Genomic DNA, 21889 nt, shown 5'->3' with positions numbered 1-21889 from the left:
CCGTGGGCACGAGGTTTCCGCCTCGTGTACCAGCGACCCAAGGAGAGGTGCCGGAGTGGTCGAACGGGGCGGTCTCGAAAACCGTTGTACTCTCGCGAGTACCGAGGGTTCGAATCCCTCCCTCTCCGCCAGATTCTGCAAAGGGGCCCATGTGGCCCTTTTCGCATGTTGAGCCCACCAAAGTACCGGGATTCGAACCCGAGGAATCACAAACCATGGTTCGACTGGCAGCGCGCAGCGATGCCAGAGCGGCACCGGAGGTGACGACCCGAAGGGCGAGGCACCCGGTGCCGAGTAATCCCGCCCTCTCCACCAGATTCTGCAAAGCGGCCCTCTGTGGCCCCTTTTGCATGCTGGGCCCACCGAAATATCGGCATTCGAACGCGAGAAATCCGCGACTCTTCCCCTTTCTTGAACCGCCGTCCGCGTGCCCGAAATCCACGGTCTGGGCCCTTCACGCCACATCGACCTGCACGCGGCAGGCACAAAAAAAGCGGCCTGGTTTCCCAAGGCCGCTTTTCCTGATTCAGATCTGGTGGGCGGTACTAGGTTCGAACTAGTGACCCCTGCCGTGTGAAGGCAACCAATGTCCAGCCCTACCAAGGGCCACACGCCTACAATCATAGACTTACGGAAACGGTTTGTGCAAGGTAGGGCACCGTAGTTCACGTTTGTGTTACCTTCATGGTCACCAAATGGTGACACGAAACGGGTGACCCGATGGCTGCCAAGGCCCTTGATACCAGCATCACCGACGCCGCCGCCCGGCGGTTCCTGGAATCTGCCGAGGGCCGCGCGACCCTATGGTGTGACCGTGTGACCGGCCTGCACCTGATCCGAACGGCCAAGGGCGGGAGCTGGCGGTATCGGTACACAGACCCGACCGGCAAGCGCCGGACCGCGACTATCGGGCGATACCCGGCGCTCAAGCCTCAGCAGGCCGCAGAGAAGGCCCTGGCCTGGCGAACCGAGGGTGCGGACGTGCTGGCGGAGAAGGAACGCCGGAAACGCGAGGCACGCGAGGAAAAGGCCCTGGCGGGCACCCGCACCCTGCGGGCGTATATCGAAGGCCCGTATGCCCGCTATCAGGCGCGGCGAACGGCGGGCGGTGAAACGCTGGCGATCCTGCGGACGAACTTTAACCATTGGTACGACCGCGACCTTGCGACACTGACCCGCGCCGACGTGATGGCGTGGCAGTCCTGGAGGGAGGGACTGGGGCGCGCACCCGCAACCATAAAGCGAGCCTACGGAGCCTTGCGCACGCTGTTGCGCCAGGCGGTGCGGGATGGCGTCATAGAAGACGATCCGCTGCGGGACGTGGCGCTCGACAAGCCTGCGGAAACCGAACGCACCGAGGCCCTGCGCGAACGGCGGGCCGCGACCCGTCGCCTGCTGACCGATGACGAGATCCACCGCCTGCATGTCGGCCTGGATTCCTTCGCGGACGAACTGCGCCAGCAGCGGCGCAACAGTCGGGCACACGGGAAGCCGGAGCTGCCCGACCTGGACGCGGTGGCGTACCCCCACTGGTTTATCCCGTTCGCCTATCTATCCCTGTACACGGGACTACGCCCGGGCGATCTGTACGCCCTCACCTGGCTGGAACTGAACCCGGCCTTCGGGCGCCTGGTAAAAATACCGGCGAAGACCCGCCACCACCCCGAACCGGCCCGCGTGGAAATGGATTTGCCGCCCGGTGCCCTCGACGTGGTGCGGGCCTGGTGGGCACAGCAAGGGAAACCAGCCACCGGCCTAGTGTTCCCATCACCCATTACAGGCCGGCGCATGGACAAAAAGGCACATGGCAAGCCGTGGCGCCGCGTGAAGCGTTTGGGCGGACTGCCCGACGATCTGACGTTCTACGCGCTGCGGCATCACTTCATCTCGACACTGGTGGCCGCTGGGGTGCCGCTGCTGACGGTCGCCAAGCTGGCCGGGCACAAGTCGGCAGCCATGATCGAAGGTCACTATGGGCACCTATGCCCGGACACCGCCCGCGAAATCATGAGGCAGTACGGCCAGGCCGTGGCGCCGGCAGGCAGCGGTGAGGCGAACCGTGAGCGCGGTTGAAGCTGGCCTGCGGGTATTGGGTGCGGACGATACGCGCGAGAACCGGGCACACGTCGAATGGGCGCTACAGGCTGCGACTTCAAGCCTGCGAGCGTTCGACCAGTCACCGCCCGGCCAAGAACGGGACCGCGAACACGCCAGAGTCGCGACGAAGGCGCGGGAACTGCGCGAGGCTTTGGCCAGCATGAACCCCTACTCACTTGGCGAACTGTGGGGCGCCGGCCTGCGGTGGCAAGTGCCCTGGCTTGACCCCAAGTTCCCGCCACAGGGGCAACAGGACGTGTCGCTGCTACTCGACCAGCTTGACCGGATCGCGGAGATAGCGGACCGGCGATCCAGCCAGCCGCGACCAATGGGCGCCCGCCAGCAACGGGGCCGCCGTCACGCCGTGGAGGATGCCTGGCGCTGCTACGCAGCCGTGACACCTGACGCCGAACGCAGCCGCCCGGCGTTTGCGGAATTCGCTCACTGGCTGCATGGCGTCGCTCGGATTGAAGGCAATCCAGACGCCGATGATGCGCATATCGACCTGACCGGCCATATCAAGGCCGTGTGGAAGGAACGCACCGGATAGAAGTCGATTGCCCGCGCGGCACTTGTATCCACAAGGGCGGAAGCCCGCTCGGCACCGTATGCCTCACACGAACAACTTGAGGCAACCACGAATGACCGAGGAAAAAAACGCCGCCGCAGTCCTGCGGCCCAAGCAAGCCGCGCCCTATCTCGGAATGTCGCGAAGCAAGCTGCACAGTATTTCCGAGAAGGATCCAACTTTCCCGAGGAAGATCCGCTATAGCGCCCGCTGCGTCGGCTGGCGTCGCGAGGCCCTGGACGCCTGGCTGCGCGGCAAGGAAGGTGCGGAATGATTGGGACACGAAAAAGCCCCGGCGCCAGGGGGGCGGCGCACGGGGCGGGGGGCATCGGCTGGCACCGATACGGTGATTATAGCAGCACCGATCCGCTGCAGGAGATCCTGGCCGCGATGGCCCGCGATGGCGTGGCGCCGTACAACCCGGAGGATCTGCGCGCGGATGGCTCACTGGTCCGCTACCGCGTTGACGGCGACAAGGCCGGCACGCGCAACGGCTGGTGCGTTCTGCATCTGGACGGCATTCCCGCAGCCGCTTACGGATCTTGGAAGCATGGAGTTTCCGCAACCTGGTGCGCCCGGTCCCGTGGTGACCTGACCCCTGCCGACCGCGAGGCCCTGCGGCAGAGGATGGACGATGCCCGCCGCCAGCGGGACGAAGAGACGCAACAGCGGCACGAACGCGCAGCCGACCGAGCACGGCAGCAATGGCGCGCAGCCGACCCCGCCGATCCGAATCACCCGTATCTGGTGAACAAGCGGGTCGGGCCGCATCACGCCCGCCAGCGTGGTGACCGCCTGGTGCTGCCGGTTATCGACCCCAGCGATGCAACGATTACAAGCCTGCAAACGATCGGCCCTGACGGCGACAAACTGCTGCTGCCTGGCGGGCGTAAGCGGGGCTGCTGCATCCCGGTTGCGTTGGGTGACGGCGGCCCGACCTTGATCGCCGAAGGCTTCGCCACCGCCTGTACCCTCGCCGAAGCCGACCCCGCTGCTCGTGTTCTGGCGGCCATCGACGCGGGCAATCTGGAGCCCGTCGCGCTGGCGGTGCGGGAACGGTGGCCGGATGCGGACATCGTGGTCTGCGCTGATGCAGATGATGTTGGCATTGCCAAGGCCCGAACGGCTGCGGCTGCGGCTGGTGCGCGCCTGGCGATTCCTGATTTTCCGCCGGGAGCGGGGGGTAGCGACTGGAACGACTTGGCCACCCTGCTGGCCGCAGGGGGTGGGGCATGACCGGCAACCCTATTGCGACGGCAATCGAACGTGCGCCAGAGGCGTGCCCGGTTGAAACCGAGCCGACGTTGCACCCTGTTAGCCTGGGTGACTTCCTGAGTATGCAGTTCCCGCCCCGCGAGAACCTACTGTCTCCTTGGTTGCCCCGGCAAGGGCTGGCGATGCTGTTTGCGCCGCGCGGAGTCGGCAAGACCTTTGTCGCGCTACACGTCGCCTACGCGGTCGCGTCCGGCGGGTCGCTTTTCGGGCGATGGCATGCGCCGGCCCCGGCCACTGTCGTTTATCTTGATGGTGAAATGCCCGCCGCCGCCATGCAGGAGCGGCTGGCCGGGATCGTGGCCGCCAGCGATGCGGAGGCAAGCCCTGGCGCATTCCACCTACTGACGCCCGACCTGCACCGCGACGGAATGCCCAACCTAGCGAGCCAAGAAGGCCAGGCGGCGGTGGACGCCGCCCTGCCCGATGACACCAGCCTGATCGTAGTGGACAACCTCAGCACCCTTGCCCATGGCGGCAAGGAAAACGAGGCGGAATCCTGGCTGCCCGTCCAGACCTGGGCACTACGACATCGTGCTGCCGGTCGGTCTGTGCTGTTCGTTCACCACGCGGGCAAAGGCGGTGCGCAGCGAGGCACCAGCCGACGCGAGGATGTCCTGGATACGGTGATTAACCTGCGCCGACCTGCCGAGTACACGCCTGACCAGGGGGCCGCGTTCGAGATCCACTTCGAGAAGGCGCGCGGCATCCATGGCGAGGACGTGGAGCCCTTCGAGGCGCGGCTGGAGCTGCGAGCGGGGCGCCTGGAATGGACGTGCCGCAGTGTCGAGGATTCGACCCGACAGCGCGTCCTGGCATTGCACGAGGACGGCTTGCGCCCGGTGGAGATAGCGACCGAGCTGGAGTGCAATCGCTCCACCGTCTCGCGGCACTTGCGGGCCCTGGGGGTCACCCCGAACAAAGGGGGTGCACGATGAACCGGGACACCGTTTGTTGCACGGTTGCACCCCCGGGGGGCGCAACAATGCAACGAGACACCCCTGGAGGCGCAACCAGCCATGCAACAGGCGCGCAACCAACCAGCCTGAAGGCCGCAGCGCAACGTGTTTTACAGCGCAACGAAGGGCGCAACGAGCCGGCAACCGAAGCCCTGCAACGCGTGCAACGAGAGGGGGTTTCCGGAGGGGGTCTCGTTGCACGGAATCAGGCCCTGCAACAGGCCGCCGAAGCTGCCGAACTGGCACCGGACTGCCTGGTGGCGCTGCTGAGTAACGAGGATCGCGAAGACTTGGCGGCTGGCCTGCTGACCCTGGACGAACTGACGTGGTTCGCGCGGTCCGTGGCCAGCCGGTGGCGGCAAGGTGACGTGATGCCTGACGAACGCGCACTAGCCGATGCCTGGCTGCGTGATCTAAGTGAGAGCGCCCGACTGCGCCCATCACTGGATGATTCATCCAGTGAGACCACACACAGCACGGAGGCAGAGGTGGCCGCTGCCGAGCGTGTGCGCCATGACCCGCTGGCGGGCCTGCCGTTACTACGTGAGGATCGGTTCTTTATCGAGCGGTGTCTGGTCGGCCGCACGGACCGGCACGAGATGCTGGCGGGATACCGCCGGGAATGGCTGGCGGCCGCTGATGCTGAGGCGTCCGAGATTAAGCGAGACAACGCCGGACGGCGTGCTGCGAATGCTTGGCTGAGGGAGGCCACCGCGTGAGCAACGTTCAACCGATCCGCGATCCGCGCGACGTGCTGCGGGAGATCCGCCAGGCCGCTAGTGCCCGCCTGAGCTTGTACGCCGCAGGCCACCACCAGGCCGCGCAGCGGATGGAGCGGGATCTGCGCCGCCTAGTGACGCACGCGCCGATGGAAACAAGCGCGGCGATCCATGCCGGGGAGCTGAAGCACTGGATGCCGCCGGCCTACCGCCGCGACCTATCGACCACGCCTACGTCATAGTGTGTCACTATTCATACGAAGCCAGATCATTTATCATTGTCTATGAGTGAACCGAGGCCCGCGCATGAATCCAGCAGAGATCGAAAGCCAGTGGAGGTTCTTGGTCGCGTACCTGCGCGCCATGCTGAGCCGACACCAGAGGGCCGCGCGATGACACACGACCGAGTCGTCGAGGCGGCGGTCCTGGAAGTGGCGACGCTCGGCAGAAGCAACCTGTCCGCCCGCGAGTACGCCGATGCCCTGCAGGACGTGGCCAATCGGATGACGCTTGCCCTGGCGGCGAACCCAGACCCGAGCCGCCGCGATGACCCCCGCCCCCTGGCGGTCCTGAACGTAGCCGCCTGCGCTGAACACGCGGCACAACAAGCGAGACCCCGCCCATGACAAGACGATTCGCCCAACGCGACCCGATGATCCCGAGCGGGCCGGCCAAGGCGTACTTGGACCGACCCGCCCCGAAGCGGGACAAGCCGAAGGCCGGCCCCGTCCGGCGGGTGAAGGCCCCCAGGAGTGCGAAGAAAATTGACCGCCGGTCGGTCCTGAACCTACTCCCGGTCAACTTCAGCATGGAGCAGGCCGAAGCGGAAATTCGACGCGAGAACGATCCGAACTGGACCGAACTCGACTGCGCCGCCGCGCTCGGTTGCACCGTCGGCGACCTGGAACGCATGCGCCGGGCCGGAACCGGACCCGATTACACGGAGACCCGAGACGGCATCCGGTACAGCCTGGCCGCGATCACCTACTACATGCTCGACACGAACACCGGGAGGAAGTGACATGCCTGCGAAAACCGATTTCAAGAGCAAGCTGGGTTCTCTGGCCGAAAGCCAGAAAGCCATCCAGGACGAGATGAAGGGCGCGCACGATGGCCTGATGGCAAAGATCCAGGCCAAGCGCGATGAGCTGAAGGCGATCACCAGCTCCGGCCCGAACGTTGGCGAGATCCTTCACCGTGCCCAACTGTCGATCGACGAGATGGCCGGGCGGTATGAGAAGCGCCTTAAGGGCGCGTTTGTGGAGTCGCGGACAGCCGAGGCGATGCTTCAGACGGGGGCAGCGATCCCGGACAACAAGAACTTGTTGGGGCCGCACGGTGCGGTGCTGCGCAGTCGCATGCAAGAAAACTGGCGCAAGCAACTGGTGCTCGACCTGTTTGCGCCCGGACCAGGCCCGGCCAACCAGGAGCACCAGGACAACCAGATCGACGGAACGGATACGGCAATGCTGATCGCCTGGCTGTTCCGTGACGAACTGGTCGAGCGGATGCGCACCTTCGCGGAGACCCACGCCCCCGCTGGCGAATCCCGCGCAGCCGATATCGAACGGCTGAAGGCGGAGATCGCGGACCTCGAAGAACAAGCCGCACAGATCCGCCGGGAAGCCTCCGAGGCCGGTTTGCACCTGGAGGCCGCATGAACACGCGCGTTATCGAGGAAATCGCCGAACTCGTTGGGTTTCGCGCCGCTTACGATCTCAGCCTCCAGCGCGCCGGCACGTCGTTCTACGTCCCGGCAGACCCTCCCCCCGGTCATTGGCTGCGGGAGATCCTGACGGACGAGGAAGTCGGGCTGCTGTGTGAAAGGTTCGGGGGCGACACGCTCACCATGCCCGCCCTGCGAGACAACACACGGCACCGGGTCGAGGTGGCACTGAAGAACAAGCTGGAGGTTCGCATGGTGGCGATGCTCGCGAATCGCTCCGAGCGCTACGTGGCGCGCGTGAAGGAAGAACTGGCGCGGGCTGGCCGGCTGCCGAGCGATGCGGCATAAGGAAATGCTTATGGGACCCTGTGAGGCCCTAGCAGGCGGGTGCCCGCAGAACCGCGTTGGTTGCCTAAATTCCGCACTTTAAACTTGATTGGTAATCAAGCACATGAACGGACACGGCGGTAAACGACCCGGCGCAGGGCGGCCCAAGGGGTCGAAAACCAGCGACCACGCGGCGCAGTTCGAGCAGGCCCGGGCCCGCAAGGAATCGGCCCTGGCTGATATTCGCGAGATGGAAGCCGGAGAGCGCGCCCGCACGCTGATCCCGGTGGCCGAAGTCGAGGAAGCCGTGGCCACCGCCTTTGCCCGTGTGTCGAGCCGGCTGAAGCTGCTACCGGATGACCTCGAGCGCCGTGGCTTGCTGACAGCGGCGGAGGCCGAGCAAGTCGAGACGATCATTCACGAGACGATGGCCGGCCTTGCCGAGCAGCTAGAGAATCTTCAGGGGCGGTAGAACCGCACACGGCCCGCCGGGAGCCGTGCTCCTAAATCCCGGCAACCCGTCTGCGCGGACGGGGGGCTCCGGCCCGAACCCCGGTGGGACGTACCAGCCCACCGGGGTTTTTTGTTCCCGAGGGCGCGCAGATCCTCAAGAACCGCGGGCGCCAGGGGTCGATCCCGGCCAAGGAAGCCGTGCGGGCCGCGAGGGAGAATCCAGCACGCAAGCCAGGCGCACCAGAGGGAAACGACAACCGGGCGAAGGAGAGGGAGAACGAACTTGGTAATACCAAGTTTGAATCAGAGAGAAACGACAACGGTTACGTTCTCCGCCGTCTCGCCCGCGACCGGCCCGACCTGCTGGATCGGGTAGACACAAAAAAGCCCGGCGCAAGGCCGGGCCCGGTGGGTTCTGCATCCGCTACCGCAGGCTGCGCCGTTCCTGAAGGTAGAGCGGCTCCCGTTCGTCCGTCCAGCGTCCGATATAGACCCCATACTCGAGGCGCTCCTTGAGTGCGTCCTGGGCCTCCTCACGGGTGTCGAACGGCCCGGCGACGATATCGCCCAGCAGGCGGCTCCCATCGGGCAAGTCGCGGTCCTGGACGACATAGAAGCGGTCGAACTCCGGCGGGGTCCTGGCGAAGGTCTGCAAGATATCCAGGTTCTCGCGATACGCCTGGTAGCCGCGGCGGGCTTCGGGGGTATCGGTGTGGCCGTAGTGGTCGGCCCATTCGGTAAAGCTGTACATGGCATGCCCTCCTAGGGGTCACATATTGGTGACACGAAGCGTGTGACCGTCAGGAGGAAACAAAAAAGGCGACCCCGGAGATCCGTAAGTCGCCCTTTTTGCTGGACTTTTTGGTGGGCGGTACTAGGTTCGAACTAGTGACCCCTGCCGTGTGAAGGCAGTGCTCTACCGCTGAGCTAACCGCCCGAAGCGCCGTAAAGGTTAGGGCCACCGGCTTCGTCCGTCAAGCCTCTTGCGCCGGCTTGCGAGCCACCCGCGGGCCACGATGCGCCGGCGGTTGCCAGCCCCGCCCCCTTGCCAGACAATGCCCAGCCTCGGAGAGGTGGCAGAGCGGTTGATTGCACCGGTCTTGAAAACCGGCAGGGGTGAAAGCCCCTCGAGGGTTCGAATCCCTCCCTCTCCGCCACCATGACTCCCACACCCACCCGCTGACCGCCCCGGTCTGCAATGACCCGCGACCTCCGCAGGCAGCACCGGCTGCTGGCCGAGCACCCGCGGCCTTGCAAGACAAGCCGATTTTCACGCTGCCCGCTCCAGGCCCGCACGAACCGGGCACCCCTGTGCACGGCTCATTCATAGTCCGCGGAATATGCGTTACATAGAACAGCTTAGATAGAAGAAAATGTACTGCCGCTCTATAATCTGCCTTTCCTTTCCGCCTGTGCCCGTCTCCTGCCGGGCCCAGATCTGGCTGCCATCACAATGACGACGGCCCTGGCAGCCGACCGCCCCTGGCCTTTCCGGGGCCGCAGCATGGGTCCGGCCGTTGTCGATCTTCACGAACTGGCCAAGCGAGCGACCCGATGAATTCAATCCTGCTTCGAGTATTCCCCTTTCTGAGCTGGCGCCCGACGAAGCAAACCCTGAATGCGGACCTCATCGCCGGCATCTCGGTCGCGCTGGTCCTGATCCCGCAGTCGATGGCCTATGCCCAACTCGCGGGCCTGCCGCCGGTGTACGGCCTGTATGCGTCTTTGTTGCCGGTCATGGTGGCGGCGCTGTGGGGATCGTCCAACCAGCTGGCCACCGGTCCGGTGGCCGTGGTCTCGCTGCTGACTGCATCCGCGCTGATCCCGCTGGCCGCCGAGGGTTCCGCGGAGTTCGTGGTACTCGCGATCGCGCTGGCCTTCATCGTCGGCGTGATCCAGCTGATGCTGGGACTGTTCAAGCTGGGCGCACTGGTGAGCTTCATCTCGCATCCGGTCATCGTGGGCTTCACCAATGCGGCGGCGATTATCATTGCCCTGTCCCAGGTCAACAAGCTGCTGGGCGTCCCGATTGATACCAGCGGTCATTTCCTGCTGGGCCTGTGGGGCATGCTGCTGGAGCTGGGCAGCATCCACTGGCCAACATTCGCCTTCGGCATGGGCGCCATCGCGCTGATGGTGCTGATGAAGCGCTTCATCCCCAAGGTGCCCGGCGTGCTGGTAGCCGTTGTGGCCGCGATCCTGCTGAGCTGGGCGCTGGGGTACGAGCGCAAGGCCGAGACCTCGCTGGACCGCATTGCCCCGGCCGAGGTGGTCACCCTTGCCCAGAACATCGAGAGTGACACCGCGCGCCTTGCGGATCTGGACGAGCGTATCCGCAACATCGAGTCCGAACTCCGCGAGCAGGAAGGTGCGGAGGCGGTGCGTCTGCGTCACGAGGTGGACCAGCTGCGTCTGGAACGCGAAGAGCTGCGCCCGGAACTCGCCGAGCTGCGTGACCAGATCCGCGACATCAGCCTGCGCCGCGTGCCCGGCGAAAACGACGAACCGGCCCGCTTTATCGCCGAACAGCACCTGACCGATGCCGAGCGCGAACGCGCCGAACGGGCATCCTGGCGGGTCGAGCGCATCGAAGAGGACCGCATTCACCTGAATGGGGGTGGCGCCGTGGTCGGCAACGTACCGCAGGGCCTGCCCAGCTTCTCGCTGCCGGACATCGGCTTCGGAACGCTGACCACCCTGCTGACGACCGCGTTCGTCATCGCACTGGTGGGTTTCACCGAGGCCATCGCCATCGCCAAGGCCATGGCCGCGCGTACCGGCCAGCGCCTGGATCCCAGCAAGGAGCTGATGGGTCAGGGTCTGGCCAATATTGCCGGCGGCTTCACCCAGGGCTATCCGGTCAGCGGCTCCTTCTCGCGCTCGGCCGTCAACCTCAACTCGGGCGCCAAGTCGGGCCTGGCATCGGTCTTTACGGCGGTCATCATCGGCCTGGCACTGCTGTTCCTGACACCGCTGATCTATCACCTGCCGCAAGCCGTGCTTGCCGCGATCATCATGATGGCCGTGGCCGGGCTGGTGAACTTCAAGGCCATCAAACACGCCTGGGTGGCCAACAAGCACGACGGCGCCGCCGCGATCGTCACGTTCATCGCCACCCTGGCCATGGCCCCGAACCTGGACTACGGCATCCTCGTCGGTGCCGGCCTGGCCATCGTGCTGTACCTGTACCGCACCATGCAGCCGCGGGTCTCCGAGCTGGCCCGCTACGAAGACGGCACCCTGCGCGAGGCGCAGCGCTACGGCCTTGAGACCAACGAAAAGGTCGGCATGATGCGCTTTGACGGCTCGCTCTACTTCGCCAACGTGCCCTACTTCGAGGATGCGGTGCTGGACCTGGTGGCGCGGCACCCGCAGGCCAAGTACCTGATTATCGTCGGCAAGGGCATCAACGAGATCGACGCCTCCGGCGAAGAGGTCATCCATCAACTGGTCCACCGCCTGAAGGCACGCGGCATCACGCTGGTCTTCGCCGGGGTGAAGGCCCAGGTGATGGAAGTGATGCAGCGCACCGGGCTGGACGAGGTGATTGGCGAAGACAATATCTTCAAGTCCACCGATCACGCCGTGAAGACGGTTTCCGAGAAGGTGGGCGAGCCGATTCGCTGATGCGCGGGGCCCGGCCGCTCGGCCGGGCCGATGCCCCCGCAGCGGATCGGCGATTCGCTGCAGCCCGCTGCAGGAGTCGCTACACTAGACGCCGTCCCGAATCCACTTGAGGAGTTGACCCGTGTCCCGAGACCAAATCGTCCGCTCGAGTCGCAACCCGTCCGCTACCGGCTCCATCAGCGAGACCATCTCCACCAACAAGGTCATCCGTCAGACCTACATGCTGCTGTCGCTGACGCTCGCGTTCAGCGCGGTCATGGCGTTCGTGGCAATGGCGGTCGGCGCTCCGGCCGTGCACTGGCTGGTCCTGCTGGCCGTGCTGATCGGGGGCCCGTTCGCGATCCATTTCGCGCGCAATTCGCCGCTGGGCCTGGTACTGACGTTCGCCTTCACCGGCACGCTGGGCTTCTTCCTTGGCCCGATCCTGAGCATGTACCTGGGCCTGCCCAACGGCCCGCAGATCGTCGGCAACGCCTTCACCGCCACCGCGGTGGCCTTTGTCGCACTGTCCGGCTATGCGCTGGCGACCAGGAAGGACTTCAGCTTCCTCGGCGGGTTCCTGGTGGTCGGCCTGATCGTCGCCCTGCTCGCGATCGTGGCAAACCTGTTCCTGGCCATCCCGGCGTTGTCGCTGGCGATCTCGGCCGCGGTGGTGCTGTTGCTGTCGGCGGCCATCCTGTTCGACACCAGCCGCATGATCCACGACCCGGAGGCGAACTACATCATGATGACGGTCTCGCTGTACGCGAACCTCTACGTGATGTTCCTGCACCTGCTGAACCTGTTCCATGCCTTCATGGGTGACAACTAGGCGCCCCCTGCAGCTGGCAGGACCGACGGGGGCCCCGCTGTGCGGGGCCCTTTTCATTGGGTCTGTCCGGCACGGAACCACAGCATGAGCCCACTTCAACGCGGCGTCTTTCTGGATCTGGCCACAGTCGATCGCGATGATCTGGACCTTTCCGCGCTGCAGAACACCCTGCCCGAATGGCGCTTCCACTCCCGCAGCAGTCCGCAGCAGCGCGACGCGCGCATCGCCTGTGCCGAGGTGATCGTGACCAACAAGGTCGTGATCGACGCGGACGCGCTGGACGCCGCCCGCGACCTTCGCCTGATCTGCGGGGCCGCGACCGGCACCAACAATATTGATGTCGAGAATGCCCGTCGGCGGGGCATCATCGTCTGTAATGCACGCGACTACGCAACCGATTCCGTGGTGCAGCATGTCTTTGCCATGCTGCTGACCCTGGTGACGCGCCTCGACGCCTATCGCGCCGATATTCGCGCGGGGCGCTGGAGTGCCTCGGACCAGTTCTGTCTCCTCGACCACCCCATTCGCACCCTTGCCGGGATGCGCCTGGGCATCATCGGCTGGGGTGTGCTCGGCCAGGCGACCGCGCGCATGGCCCGGGCCTTCGGGATGGAGGTCCTGGTGGCCGCAAGCCTGAACCCGGCACACGCCGCCGCATCCGCGGATGACGCCTGCGCACGGATCCCGCTCGACACCCTGCTGGCACAGGCCGACGTGGTCAGCCTGCACTGCCCGCTTACCGCGCAGACGCGGCACCTGATCGATGCCGCCGCGCTGCGACGGATGCCGCCGGGAAGCCTGCTGCTGAACACCGCGCGCGGCGCGCTGGTGGACCCCGAATCGCTGGCGCAGCACCTGCGCAACGGGCACCTGGGCGGGGCGGGTATCGACGTCCTGGAACCCGAGCCGCCCCCACCCGATCACCCCCTGCTGGCACCGGACATCCCGAATCTGGTCCTGACCCCGCATACCGCCTGGGCTGCGCGCTCGGCCCGGCAGCGGGTCATCGATCAGATTGCCGCCAACATCCAAGCCTTCGCGGCCGGTACGCCGCGCAACGTGGTGGAATAAGCCGCATGCAACCCGACAGTCTGCAACGCCGCCTCGAGGACCTCGAGATCCGCCTGGCGCACCAGGAATACACGCAGGAAGAGCAGGCCCGCGTCCAGCTCGAGCTGCAACAGGCCAATTCCGAACTGCGCCGTCAGGTTCAGTGGCTGCGCGATCGCCTGCGCGAGCTCGAGGCCCACAGCGCCGGCCCCGAGGGCGACGAACCGCCCCCGCCCCACTACTGAGCCATGGCGCTGACGATCCGCGCGATGGCCGGCGGCGAGGCGCGGGCCGACCGCCTGCAGGCGGCCCTTGGCGCCTGCGACTACCGCCATACCGGGCCCGCGCAGCTGGTGCTGGAGGCGACCGCCGACGGGCTTGCCCTGGTGCGCGAAGACACCCAGCCCGCGCTGCGCCTGCAGCTGGATTTTGTCGGCGGGCGCCAGGGCTACCGGCTGGCCCACGCCGGTCACCAGCGCGAGGGGCTGATCCGGGCCTTGGGCAAACTGCCGCGCGATAGCTACGTGATCGATGCCTCGGCGGGCCTTGGCCGCGATACCCTGCTGCTGGCGGCGCACGGATTCCGGGTCACCGCGTGGGAGCGCCATCCGGTCGTCTACGAACTGCTGGCCGACGCCCTGGCGCGCGCCGCGAGCCACGCCGAACTGGCCCCTCTGGTGGAGCGGATTCACCTGTTTTCCGGCGCGGCCGACCCCGCGCAGCTGCACCCGCGCGCGGACGCCGCAGTGTTTGATCCCATGTTTCCGCCGCGCAACAAACGTGCGGCCGTCAAGAAAGACATGCAGCTGATCCAGGCGCTGATGCACGATACCGCCGATCCGGATGCCGAGCAGACACTGGCCACGCTGCGCGCGAACGTGGAACGACGGGTGATCGTCAAACGACCGCTGCACGCCCCGGCGCTTGGTCCCGATGCCCCGCAGGCCTCGGTGCGAGGCAAGAGCGTCCGTTTCGATATCTACTCGGGGTGCTCCGTGTCGGCACCGGCGTAAACCGGCCGCATTGCCGCCATCAATTCCCGCCGAGGATCAGCTGATCGGTGGCGCTGAAGCGGTATTCCGGTATCGGCAGGTTGCGGCGTGCATCCTGCCCCGCATACACCCGCCCCGCCCCGTCATAACGGCCCCCGCGGCAGCGGTCCACAAATCCACCGCTCCAGTCCTCGGCCTCATGCGGATGCACCAAATCCAGCTCGCAGCCCAGATCGGTGCTTTCACCGATGACGACCAGCCACTCGGGACGGTAGCTGCGCAGGGGCAGATCCAGCCCGTCTGGCTGCTGACCCCTGCGGGCGCGCGGGTCCGCCAGCTCGGCGTCCGGCGCCAGGGCCGCCTGCCAGGCGGCATCGCGGTGAACCACGAGTATCTGGCGGTTGCGCCAGGTCAAGCGCTTGGCCGCACCCGGCTCGATGGCGCCCAGATCCACCCGCAGGGTCTCGCCCCGGGTATCGCCGGGACGCGACAGGGCATAGCTCAGCACCACCACCAGCAGCACGGCCCCGCCGGCCAGCACCATCAGTTTCAGCAGACCGCGGATGCGCACCCGCGCCGCTGTGTCATTGGCTCCCTTCAAGTGACCTGCCTTCCTGTTGTCAGAAATCGCTTTGCCTGGCTGCACCGCAGCCCTACACTATGCGCCATGAATGCACCCAGACGCTCCAACCGAACCTACGTCGGCATCTACAACGACATGTACGGCGGCATGACCTCCATCGGCAATTTCATCCGCGATGCGTGGGTCTTCGGCCTCCTGCCCGAGACCGAGACCTGCGAGGGCTGGGATGTCTCCCGCATCCAGCACCTCCACGACCAGGTCAACGCCGAATGGGACAAGTACGACCTGCGCATTGGCAACCTGCCGCCGGACCTGCGTGAACGCCACGAGCGCATCCACGCCGCGGCGATCGAGCGGGCCCGTGAACATGGCTGGGTCGCCGGCCAGGACCTCGACAGCGAGATGGGCGACGACGCCTGATGGGCGCTGGCGAGCCACTGATTCGGCCGCTGATCGTCATTGGGGCCCTGCTCGCGGGGGTGGCCGTAGTCCTCGGCGCATTCGGCGCCCACGCCCTGCAGGAACGCCTGTCCGCGTCCGCCCTCGCCACCTGGCATACCGGCGTTCAGTACCATTTCATCCACGCCCTCGCGCTGCTGCTGGTCGCCGCACTGTGGAGCCATCTGGCACCGGGCTGGGCCAGTGCCAGCGCCGTCGCCTTCGTGATCGGCATCGTCCTGTTCAGCGGCAGCCTGTACGCTCTCGGCCTGGGTGCCCCGCGCGTGCTGGGCGCCATTGCGCCCCTCGGCGGGACCGCCTTCATCCTGGGCTGGGTGGGGCTGGCGATCGCCGCGTGGCGTGCCTGATTTATACTTTCGAGCCGACCCCACCCCCAGCCGCAGCGAGAGCCCCATGAGTCAGACGTCCTTCGCCGTATTTGCCGAGCAAACCCTGGACGACATCCAGACCCGCCTGAGCGACCAGAGCGCCCTGGACGACCTGGATATCGACCTGATCGACGGCGTCATGACCATTGAATTCGAGGACGGCGCTCAGATGATCCTCAACCGCCAGGAGGCCGCCCAGCAGATCTGGCTGTCATCGCCCGAGGGACCGGCCCACTTCGGCTACTCCGAGGATGAAGGCGCCTGGATCGACGACCGCAATGGTGACGACCTGCATGCGACCCTGGTCCGCGTGATCGAACAGAAGCTCGGCGTACCCGTCGAGCTCTGAAGCCTTCCCCGGGCCCTCAGACCCGGGAATCAGGGGCGCGGGTCGCGCCGATCCCCATCTTCCGAGGCCTTGTCCGCTTCTTCCTCACCCGTCAACTTGCCTTCCTCGGCACTGGGCGGCTCGTCCTCCAGCGCCCGCAGGTGTGCCTCGACCTCGGCCAGCACCGGATGCGGCCTGTCGTGCTCCAGCGCGACATCGATCGCCCGCAGGGCCTCGACGGCCGCCGGATCCCCGCGCAACGGCATGCGCGCCACGCCCAGCGCCAGCATGCGGAACTGACGGAACACCAGATAGCTCACCGTCGCCACCACCAGGGCGCCCCACATGTTGTCCTGCATCCAGAGCCAGACCGCGGCGCCGTAGCCACTGAAGGTCAGCACGAAAATCCCCAGCGCCACGCGATGCGAGCGGGCTACGATGCCCTCCAGCACCTCGCGGTTACGGATCACGAAATCGCGTTCGAAATGCACGGGCAGGCCCTCGGTTCGGGTCACGGCTGCGGCTGCTGCGCACGCCAGCGTTCAAAGGTGGGGTATTCCTCGTAACCGCCGGTCAGGACGTAGTCGAGGACATTGCGCAGGCGATTGAGATGCACGACGGAATCGATGCGGATGATCTCCTCGCCCTGCTCGTCGAAGAAGATCAGCGTTGGCGCCCAGTGTACATCCAGCTGTTCCGCCCATGCGCGCGGGCTGGTGCGCTCGCCGCCCGGGGTCAGGACCGGGGTATCGCCGTCATCGGCGTCGAGCTGCACCGCATCCATCTTCCCGATACGGTCCAGCACCGCCGCGTCCTGCAACGGCTCGGAATGCAGGATATCGCAGGCATGACAGGCCTCGCGCTCGAAAAACACCACCAGCGGGCGATCCGCCGGGATGCGGCTACGATCGAGGGCGAATGGCTGGCGCACGAAGAAGTCACGTTCGTTGATGTCGTCGAGATCGAATTTGGGCGGCGGGTCCGCCCGGTCGAGATACTCGCGAAAGCCCATCTCGCGATCATGGCGATCGATCACGTATTCCAGGAGCGCACGAAAGCGATAGGGCGGATAGTATCCCCGCATCTGGTGAATGCGCTCGCTATCCTCGTCGTAGAAGGCGATCGACGGGGTGAAATTCAGACGCTGGTCGGCGGCGTAGCGCCGCTCCATCCAGGTCTCCCCGTCGAGATCGGTCAGCTCGCGCGAGCCCAGGGCATCGATGGCCACCACGTTGAAGTGCGCGGACAGGTAATCGCGAATGTCCGGCTGCGCGAAGTTGTTGTCAAACAGCGCCTCGCAGTAGGGACAGTCGTCCATGCCGAAATAGACAGCGAGTCCCATTTTTCCCTGCTCGACGGCCTCCTCCAGATCCTCGCGCAGGTCGAGAAAGCTCAATTCGAACCAGTCCGGGGTATGCAGCCCGATCGGTCGCGGGGTATCGTCGAACACGAGCCCTTCCTGCTCCTCATCCGCATCCGCGAACGCCATAATGGGCACCCACGCCAGCAGCGCAGTCAGCAGCATCAGCAGCGCCAGCCGCTCGCGGCGACGGGCCGAAATCGACGGCATCATCATCGGGAACCGCTCCGAACGAATCTGCTACTCGGACGGCGACCGCAGTACCGAGGTTCCCCCGAGGTAGGGCTGCAGCTTCTGCGGGATCCGGATGGAACCGTCCGCCTGCTGGTGATTCTCGAGCAGGGCGACCAGGGCCCGGCCCACCGCGACCCCGGACCCGTTGATGGTATGCACCAGCTCCGGGCGCTCGCCCGCCTGCGGCCGGTAGCGGGCTTGCATGCGACGGGCCTGAAAGGCCTCGAAATTGGAACAGGAGGAGATCTCGCGATAGGTGTCCTGTGCCGGCAGCCAGACCTCCAGGTCATAGGTGCGGGCGGCGGCGAAGCCCATGTCTCCCGCGCTCAGCAGCATCACCCGATAGGGCAGCTCCAGCGCCTGCAGGACCTTTTCCGCATGCCCCAGCAGTTCTTCCAGGGCGGCGGCCGAATCCTCGGGGCGCACCACCTGTACCAGCTCCACCTTCTCGAACTGGTGCTGGCGTATCAACCCGCGCACGTCGCGCCCGTAGTTGCCCGCTTCGGCCCGGAAACACGGGGTATGCGCGACCATGCGCAGGGGCAGTTGATCCGGGTCCAGGATCTGCTCGCGGACCAGGTTGGTCAGGGTCACCTCGGCTGTGGGGATCAGGCGATAGCGCTGGTCACAGTCCACCGAAAACAGGTCATCGTCGAACTTGGGCAGCTGCCCGGTCCCCTCCAGCGACTCCGGGTTCGCCAGATACGGCACGTAGGTCTCCTGGTAGCCGTGCTCGCCACTGTGCAGATCCAGCATGAACTGCGTCAGGGCACGATGCAGACGCGCCATCTCGCCGCGCATCACCACAAAACGGGAGCCGGCCACGCGCACCGCCGCCTCGAAGTCCAGCCAGCCACCGGGCAGGCCGAGGTCCACATGGTCGCGCGGCTCGAAGTCAAAGGCCGGCGGCTGTCCCTCACGGCGCAGTTCCACGTTGGCGCTTTCGTCAAGGCCGTCCGGTACCTCGGCCTGTGGCAGGTTGGGGATCTGCATCAGCAGCGCGTCGAGGTCGGCCTGAACGCCGTGCAGGTCGGACTCGCACTGCTTCAGTTCGTCCCCCAGCCGGCCGAGCTCGGCCTTCAGCGGCTCGATGTCCTCGCCCCGCGCCTTGGCCTGGCCGATCCCCTTGGAGCGGCTGTTGCGCTCGGCCTGCAGCTCCTGGGTACGGACCTGCAGGGCCTTGCGCCGCGCCTCCAGCGCCTCGAAACGCTCGCGGTCGAGGGTGTAGCCACGACGGGAAAGTGCCGTGACGGTGGCATCCAGATCCTGGCGCAGGCTGCGAATATCAAGCATGTCGGGGTTCCGCTAGAGAGTCATGAACGACGGGGAAGTCTACGTTTGGCGCCCGTTGGCGTCCACGGCGGCGAGCGGAGTCCACCTGCAGATGATCATGTCGGACCGGGGACGGCTCCTGCATACCGCCCCCTGCCGCGACCGCCGATCCGGGCGCGGCGCCCGCAATCACGGCGCCTGGCACGGTTTCCCTGTAACGGGAGGCCGCGTTTCCCTAATCACGAACAAGCCCCTACCATCCACCTCATGGACACTGCTGCTACCCGCCCACCGGATTCCGAGACCGCTGCCGATGCCCTCGCCGCTGTGGTCGCCGCCCTGCGCGACGAACTCCCCGGGGACGCGCTGATCACCGCGGAAGCCGAACGCCGGGCCTATGAGTGCGATGGACTCTCCGCCTACCGCCAGGTCCCCGGTGCGGTCGCGCTGCCTCGCACCCGCGACCAGCTGCTGGCCTGCCTGCGCCTGTGCCGGGAACACGGCGTTCCATTGATCCCGCGTGGGGCCGGTACCGGCCTCTCGGGCGGGGCCCTGCCCAGTGCAACCGGCCTGCTGCTGTCGATGGCGCGGTTCAACCGCATCCTCGAGATCGACAGCGCCAACCGCTGCGCCGTGGTGCAGCCCGGGGTACGCAATCTCGCCATCTCCGAGGCGGCGGCCCCCCAGGGCCTGTACTACGCGCCGGACCCCTCCTCCCAGATCGCCTGCTCGATTGGCGGCAATGTCGCCGAGAACGCCGGTGGCGTGCACTGCCTCAAGTATGGCCTGACGGTACACAACGTCACCGGGCTGGAACTGGTCACCCTGGACGGCGAGATCATCCGGCTGGGCGGCAAGACCCTGGACACCCCCGGTCTCGACCTGCTGGCCCTGATGGTGGGTTCCGAAGGCATGCTGGGCATCGTCACCGAGGTGACGGTACGCCTGTTGCCGCGCGCCGAGCGCACGCAGGTGCTGATGGCCCGCTTCGACGAGGTCGAGGCCGCCGGGCGGGCGGTCGCCGGAATCATTGCCGCCGGCCTGATTCCGGCCGGCCTGGAGATGATGGACAACGCCGCAATCCGCGCCGCGGAGGCCTTCGTGCATGCCGACTACCCGGTGGACGCCGCGGCCATCCTGCTGTGCGAGCTCGACGGCACCAACGCCGAGGTCTCGGAAGACGTGATGGTCGTGCGCCGGAAACTCCTGGAGCTGGGTGCAACCGAGGTCCGCACCGCCCGCGACGATGCCGAACGCGCTCGCTTCTGGGCCGGTCGCAAGGCCGCCTTCCCGGCCGCCGGGCGCATCTCCCCGGACTACTACTGCATGGATGGCACCATCCCGCGGCATCAGCTCGGCACCGTGCTGCAGCGGATCAACACCCTGTCCACGGAACATGGCCTCGGGGTCTGCAACGTGTTCCACGCCGGCGACGGTAACCTCCACCCGCTGATCCTCTACGATGCCAACCAGCCGGGACAGCTCGAGACTGCCGAGACCTTCGGCCAGCAGATCCTCGAACTCTGTGTCGCGGTTGGCGGGACCGTCACTGGCGAGCACGGCGTCGGAGTCGAGAAGCTGGACGGGATGTGTGCCCAATTCGCCGCCCCGGAACTCGAACAGTTCCACCGACTGCGCCGGGCGTTCGACCCACTCGGCCTGCTCAACCCCGGCAAGGCCATACCCACCCTCGCTCGCTGTGCCGAATTCAGCCGTCAGCATATACATGGCGGGGAACTGCCCCACCCCGACCTGCCCCGGTTCTGATGCCCAATCCCTCCCCCACAACCCTTGCGACCCCGCTGGCAGTCGACTTTACGGCTGCGATCGATGCCACTCTCGCGGCCCTGCAGCATCTGCTCCCGATGGATCAGTGGATGCTCACACGGGTCGAAGGCGACGCCTGGATCGTCCTGCACACCCGCGGCCAGTCGCCCCGCATCCGCCCCGGTTCCGCGTTCAGCTGGGAACACTCCTACTGCACGCGGATGCATGCCGGCGACGGCCCCAACATCGCGCCTGACGCCCGCGCGGTGGCGGCCTATGCGGATGCGAAGATCAACGAGCAGCTCCGTATCGGTTGCTATGTCGGCTTCCCTGTACTCAATCAGACCGGCCGTCTCCACGGCACGCTCTGCGGCCTGCACCCGGAGCCGATGGATCCGGCGATCGAACGCCATCAACCCGTTATTCAGGCTCTGGCCGAGGCGCTCGGGCATGTGCTGAGCCTGGACCTGCGCGCACAGACGCTGGATCGCCTGCGCCAGCGCACCGCCCTCGCAGCGCACAGCGATCCATTGACGGGCACCCTGAACCGCGACGGCTGGAACCTGGCCCTGGAGGCCGAAGAGACCCGATGCCAGCTGCATGGACACCCGGCCGGCGTGATCGTGCTGGACCTCTTTGCATCCGACCCGAAAGCGGGGGCACTGGCCATCGAGGACGACACCGAACTGGTCCGCGCCGTGCTGATGCTGCAGGGGCTGCTTCACCCCACGGATCTGCTGGCGCGCCTGGAGGGCCGGCGCTTCGCGCTGCTGGCCACCGCGATGGATGACGAAGCCCTGCCGGACCGCGCCCAGCGGCTGGCGGATGCCCTGAGCACCGAGGGCATCCCGGTTCTGCTCGGGTACGCGCTGCGCGAGCCCGGCGCCGGCAGTCTGGCGCGCGCCTACCGGCGCGCGGTGAACGGGCTGCGCCCCACCGCACGCCCTGCCGACGCTTGAGCCCGGGGCCCATGTCCC

The 21889-nt window shown here is 66.4% G+C and carries 27 protein-coding genes, 3 tRNA genes and 1 other RNA gene; 25 read left to right on the top strand and 6 right to left on the bottom strand.

The window, feature by feature from the left end:
• Window positions 1–41 precede the first annotated feature (41 nt).
• The 14 genes from D000_RS0107840 to D000_RS14380 all read left to right on the top strand — a co-directional run bounded on the left by D000_RS0107840 (window position 42) and on the right by D000_RS14380 (window position 8080).
• Window positions 42–131, top strand: a tRNA-Ser gene (locus D000_RS0107840).
• A gap of 38 nt (window positions 132–169) precedes the next feature.
• A non-coding RNA gene (locus D000_RS13865) (RtT sRNA) lies at window positions 170–315 on the top strand.
• A gap of 405 nt (window positions 316–720) precedes the next feature.
• A complete protein-coding gene (locus D000_RS0107830) occupies window positions 721–2073 on the top strand; it encodes an integrase family protein (protein WP_018872980.1) in 1353 nt (450 codons plus the stop codon).
• Window positions 2060–2647, top strand: coding sequence for a hypothetical protein (locus tag D000_RS14195; RefSeq protein ID WP_155999267.1), 588 nt, complete (start codon window positions 2060–2062; stop codon window positions 2645–2647). Before D000_RS0107830 ends, D000_RS14195 begins: the two co-directional genes overlap by 14 nt.
• 91 nt (window positions 2648–2738) lie before the next feature.
• Window positions 2739–2939 (top strand): AlpA family transcriptional regulator, encoded by a 201-nt coding sequence (locus D000_RS0107820; protein ID WP_018872978.1) that lies wholly within the window; start codon window positions 2739–2741, stop codon window positions 2937–2939.
• Window positions 2936–3901, top strand: a complete 966-nt coding sequence (locus tag D000_RS0107815; RefSeq protein ID WP_018872977.1) for a toprim domain-containing protein — start codon at window positions 2936–2938, stop codon at window positions 3899–3901. Before D000_RS0107820 ends, D000_RS0107815 begins: the two co-directional genes overlap by 4 nt.
• A complete protein-coding gene (locus D000_RS0107810) occupies window positions 3898–4875 on the top strand; it encodes an AAA family ATPase (RefSeq protein ID WP_018872976.1) in 978 nt (325 codons plus the stop codon). Before D000_RS0107815 ends, D000_RS0107810 begins: the two co-directional genes overlap by 4 nt.
• A 47-nt stretch (window positions 4876–4922) precedes the next feature.
• The gene (locus tag D000_RS0107805) at window positions 4923–5615 is read left to right on the top strand and encodes a hypothetical protein (RefSeq protein WP_231371006.1); all 693 of its coding nucleotides are present in this window, start codon (window positions 4923–4925) and stop codon (window positions 5613–5615) included.
• Window positions 5612–5857 carry a hypothetical protein gene (locus D000_RS0107800; RefSeq protein ID WP_018872974.1) on the top strand — a complete coding sequence of 82 codons (246 nt, stop codon included), beginning with the start codon at window positions 5612–5614 and terminating at the stop codon, window positions 5855–5857. The genes D000_RS0107805 and D000_RS0107800 overlap by 4 nt, the downstream gene beginning before the upstream one ends.
• Window positions 5858–6007: 150 nt before the next feature.
• Window positions 6008–6241 carry a hypothetical protein gene (locus D000_RS13445; protein WP_018872973.1) on the top strand — a complete coding sequence of 78 codons (234 nt, stop codon included), beginning with the start codon at window positions 6008–6010 and terminating at the stop codon, window positions 6239–6241.
• Window positions 6238–6636, top strand: coding sequence for a hypothetical protein (locus tag D000_RS0107790; protein WP_018872972.1), 399 nt, complete (start codon window positions 6238–6240; stop codon window positions 6634–6636). Before D000_RS13445 ends, D000_RS0107790 begins: the two co-directional genes overlap by 4 nt.
• A 1-nt stretch (window position 6637) precedes the next feature.
• The gene (locus D000_RS0107785; RefSeq protein WP_018872971.1) at window positions 6638–7276 is read left to right on the top strand and encodes a hypothetical protein; all 639 of its coding nucleotides are present in this window, start codon (window positions 6638–6640) and stop codon (window positions 7274–7276) included.
• Window positions 7273–7629 carry a hypothetical protein gene (locus D000_RS0107780; protein WP_018872970.1) on the top strand — a complete coding sequence of 119 codons (357 nt, stop codon included), beginning with the start codon at window positions 7273–7275 and terminating at the stop codon, window positions 7627–7629. The genes D000_RS0107785 and D000_RS0107780 overlap by 4 nt, the downstream gene beginning before the upstream one ends.
• A gap of 103 nt (window positions 7630–7732) precedes the next feature.
• The gene (locus D000_RS14380; RefSeq protein ID WP_018872969.1) at window positions 7733–8080 is read left to right on the top strand and encodes a DUF1441 family protein; all 348 of its coding nucleotides are present in this window, start codon (window positions 7733–7735) and stop codon (window positions 8078–8080) included.
• Between the two features lie 405 nt (window positions 8081–8485).
• Here D000_RS14380 and D000_RS0107770 read toward each other — a convergent pair whose 3' ends face one another.
• Together D000_RS0107770 and D000_RS0107765 are read right to left on the bottom strand one after the other, a co-directional pair.
• A complete protein-coding gene (locus tag D000_RS0107770) occupies window positions 8486–8812 on the bottom strand; it encodes a hypothetical protein (protein ID WP_018872968.1) in 327 nt (108 codons plus the stop codon).
• A gap of 111 nt (window positions 8813–8923) precedes the next feature.
• Window positions 8924–8998 (bottom strand) — tRNA-Val (locus D000_RS0107765).
• A gap of 130 nt (window positions 8999–9128) precedes the next feature.
• On the opposite strand from D000_RS0107765, the gene D000_RS0107760 reads away from it, so the two are divergent.
• The 6 genes from D000_RS0107760 to D000_RS0107735 all read left to right on the top strand — a co-directional run bounded on the left by D000_RS0107760 (window position 9129) and on the right by D000_RS0107735 (window position 14562).
• Window positions 9129–9218: transfer RNA gene (locus D000_RS0107760), tRNA-Ser, on the top strand.
• A 397-nt stretch (window positions 9219–9615) separates the two neighbouring features.
• Entirely contained in the window at window positions 9616–11688 is a 2073-nt protein-coding gene (locus D000_RS0107755; RefSeq protein ID WP_018872967.1) for a SulP family inorganic anion transporter, read from the top strand.
• Between the two features lie 121 nt (window positions 11689–11809).
• Complete coding sequence (locus D000_RS0107750) at window positions 11810–12499, top strand: Bax inhibitor-1/YccA family protein (RefSeq protein ID WP_018872966.1); 690 nt, start codon at window positions 11810–11812, stop codon at window positions 12497–12499.
• A gap of 84 nt (window positions 12500–12583) precedes the next feature.
• Window positions 12584–13570: an NAD(P)-dependent oxidoreductase gene (locus D000_RS0107745; protein WP_018872965.1), complete on the top strand. Its 987-nt coding sequence runs from the start codon at window positions 12584–12586 to the stop codon at window positions 13568–13570.
• Window positions 13571–13575: 5 nt separating this feature from the next.
• Window positions 13576–13794 (top strand): SlyX family protein, encoded by a 219-nt coding sequence (locus tag D000_RS0107740; RefSeq protein ID WP_018872964.1) that lies wholly within the window; start codon window positions 13576–13578, stop codon window positions 13792–13794.
• Between the two features lie 3 nt (window positions 13795–13797).
• A complete protein-coding gene (locus D000_RS0107735) occupies window positions 13798–14562 on the top strand; it encodes a class I SAM-dependent methyltransferase (protein ID WP_018872963.1) in 765 nt (254 codons plus the stop codon).
• A 19-nt stretch (window positions 14563–14581) separates the two neighbouring features.
• Here the strand turns inward: D000_RS0107735 and D000_RS0107730 are convergent, their stop codons facing one another.
• On the bottom strand, window positions 14582–15085 hold the full coding sequence (locus D000_RS0107730) for a ubiquinol-cytochrome C reductase, iron-sulfur subunit (protein ID WP_369772922.1): 504 nt from the start codon (window positions 15083–15085) through the stop codon (window positions 14582–14584).
• 123 nt (window positions 15086–15208) lie between these two features.
• On the opposite strand from D000_RS0107730, the gene D000_RS0107725 reads away from it, so the two are divergent.
• From D000_RS0107725 to cyaY, 3 genes are read left to right on the top strand one after another with little or no spacing between them, the layout of a single operon-like run.
• Complete coding sequence (locus D000_RS0107725) at window positions 15209–15544, top strand: hypothetical protein (protein ID WP_018872961.1); 336 nt, start codon at window positions 15209–15211, stop codon at window positions 15542–15544.
• Window positions 15544–15930, top strand: coding sequence for a DUF423 domain-containing protein (locus D000_RS0107720; RefSeq protein ID WP_018872960.1), 387 nt, complete (start codon window positions 15544–15546; stop codon window positions 15928–15930). Before D000_RS0107725 ends, D000_RS0107720 begins: the two co-directional genes overlap by 1 nt.
• A gap of 46 nt (window positions 15931–15976) precedes the next feature.
• Window positions 15977–16300: an iron donor protein CyaY gene (cyaY, locus tag D000_RS0107715; protein WP_018872959.1), complete on the top strand. Its 324-nt coding sequence runs from the start codon at window positions 15977–15979 to the stop codon at window positions 16298–16300.
• 29 nt (window positions 16301–16329) lie between these two features.
• Here cyaY and D000_RS0107710 read toward each other — a convergent pair whose 3' ends face one another.
• The 3 genes from D000_RS0107710 to serS form a co-directional block, all read right to left on the bottom strand.
• Window positions 16330–16770 (bottom strand): hypothetical protein, encoded by a 441-nt coding sequence (locus tag D000_RS0107710; RefSeq protein ID WP_018872958.1) that lies wholly within the window; start codon window positions 16768–16770, stop codon window positions 16330–16332.
• Between the two features lie 20 nt (window positions 16771–16790).
• The gene (locus tag D000_RS0107705) at window positions 16791–17768 is read right to left on the bottom strand and encodes a thioredoxin fold domain-containing protein (RefSeq protein ID WP_231371009.1); all 978 of its coding nucleotides are present in this window, start codon (window positions 17766–17768) and stop codon (window positions 16791–16793) included.
• A gap of 111 nt (window positions 17769–17879) precedes the next feature.
• Complete coding sequence (gene serS / locus D000_RS0107700; protein ID WP_018872956.1) at window positions 17880–19166, bottom strand: serine--tRNA ligase; 1287 nt, start codon at window positions 19164–19166, stop codon at window positions 17880–17882.
• 246 nt (window positions 19167–19412) lie between these two features.
• Between serS and D000_RS0107695 the strand changes: the two genes are divergently transcribed.
• Together D000_RS0107695 and D000_RS0107690 are read left to right on the top strand one after the other, a co-directional pair.
• On the top strand, window positions 19413–20912 hold the full coding sequence (locus D000_RS0107695; RefSeq protein ID WP_018872955.1) for an FAD-linked oxidase C-terminal domain-containing protein: 1500 nt from the start codon (window positions 19413–19415) through the stop codon (window positions 20910–20912).
• On the top strand, window positions 20912–21871 hold the full coding sequence (locus D000_RS0107690; protein WP_018872954.1) for a GGDEF domain-containing protein: 960 nt from the start codon (window positions 20912–20914) through the stop codon (window positions 21869–21871). The genes D000_RS0107695 and D000_RS0107690 overlap by 1 nt, the downstream gene beginning before the upstream one ends.
• Window positions 21872–21889 lie beyond the last annotated feature (18 nt).

The sequence above is a fragment of the Thioalkalivibrio sp. ALJ16 genome (assembly GCF_000377345.1).
GTDB lineage: Bacteria > Pseudomonadota > Gammaproteobacteria > Ectothiorhodospirales > Ectothiorhodospiraceae > Thioalkalivibrio.
Note: the sequence above shows the minus strand (reverse complement) of the source record. Positions and strands in the feature narration are given on the sequence as shown.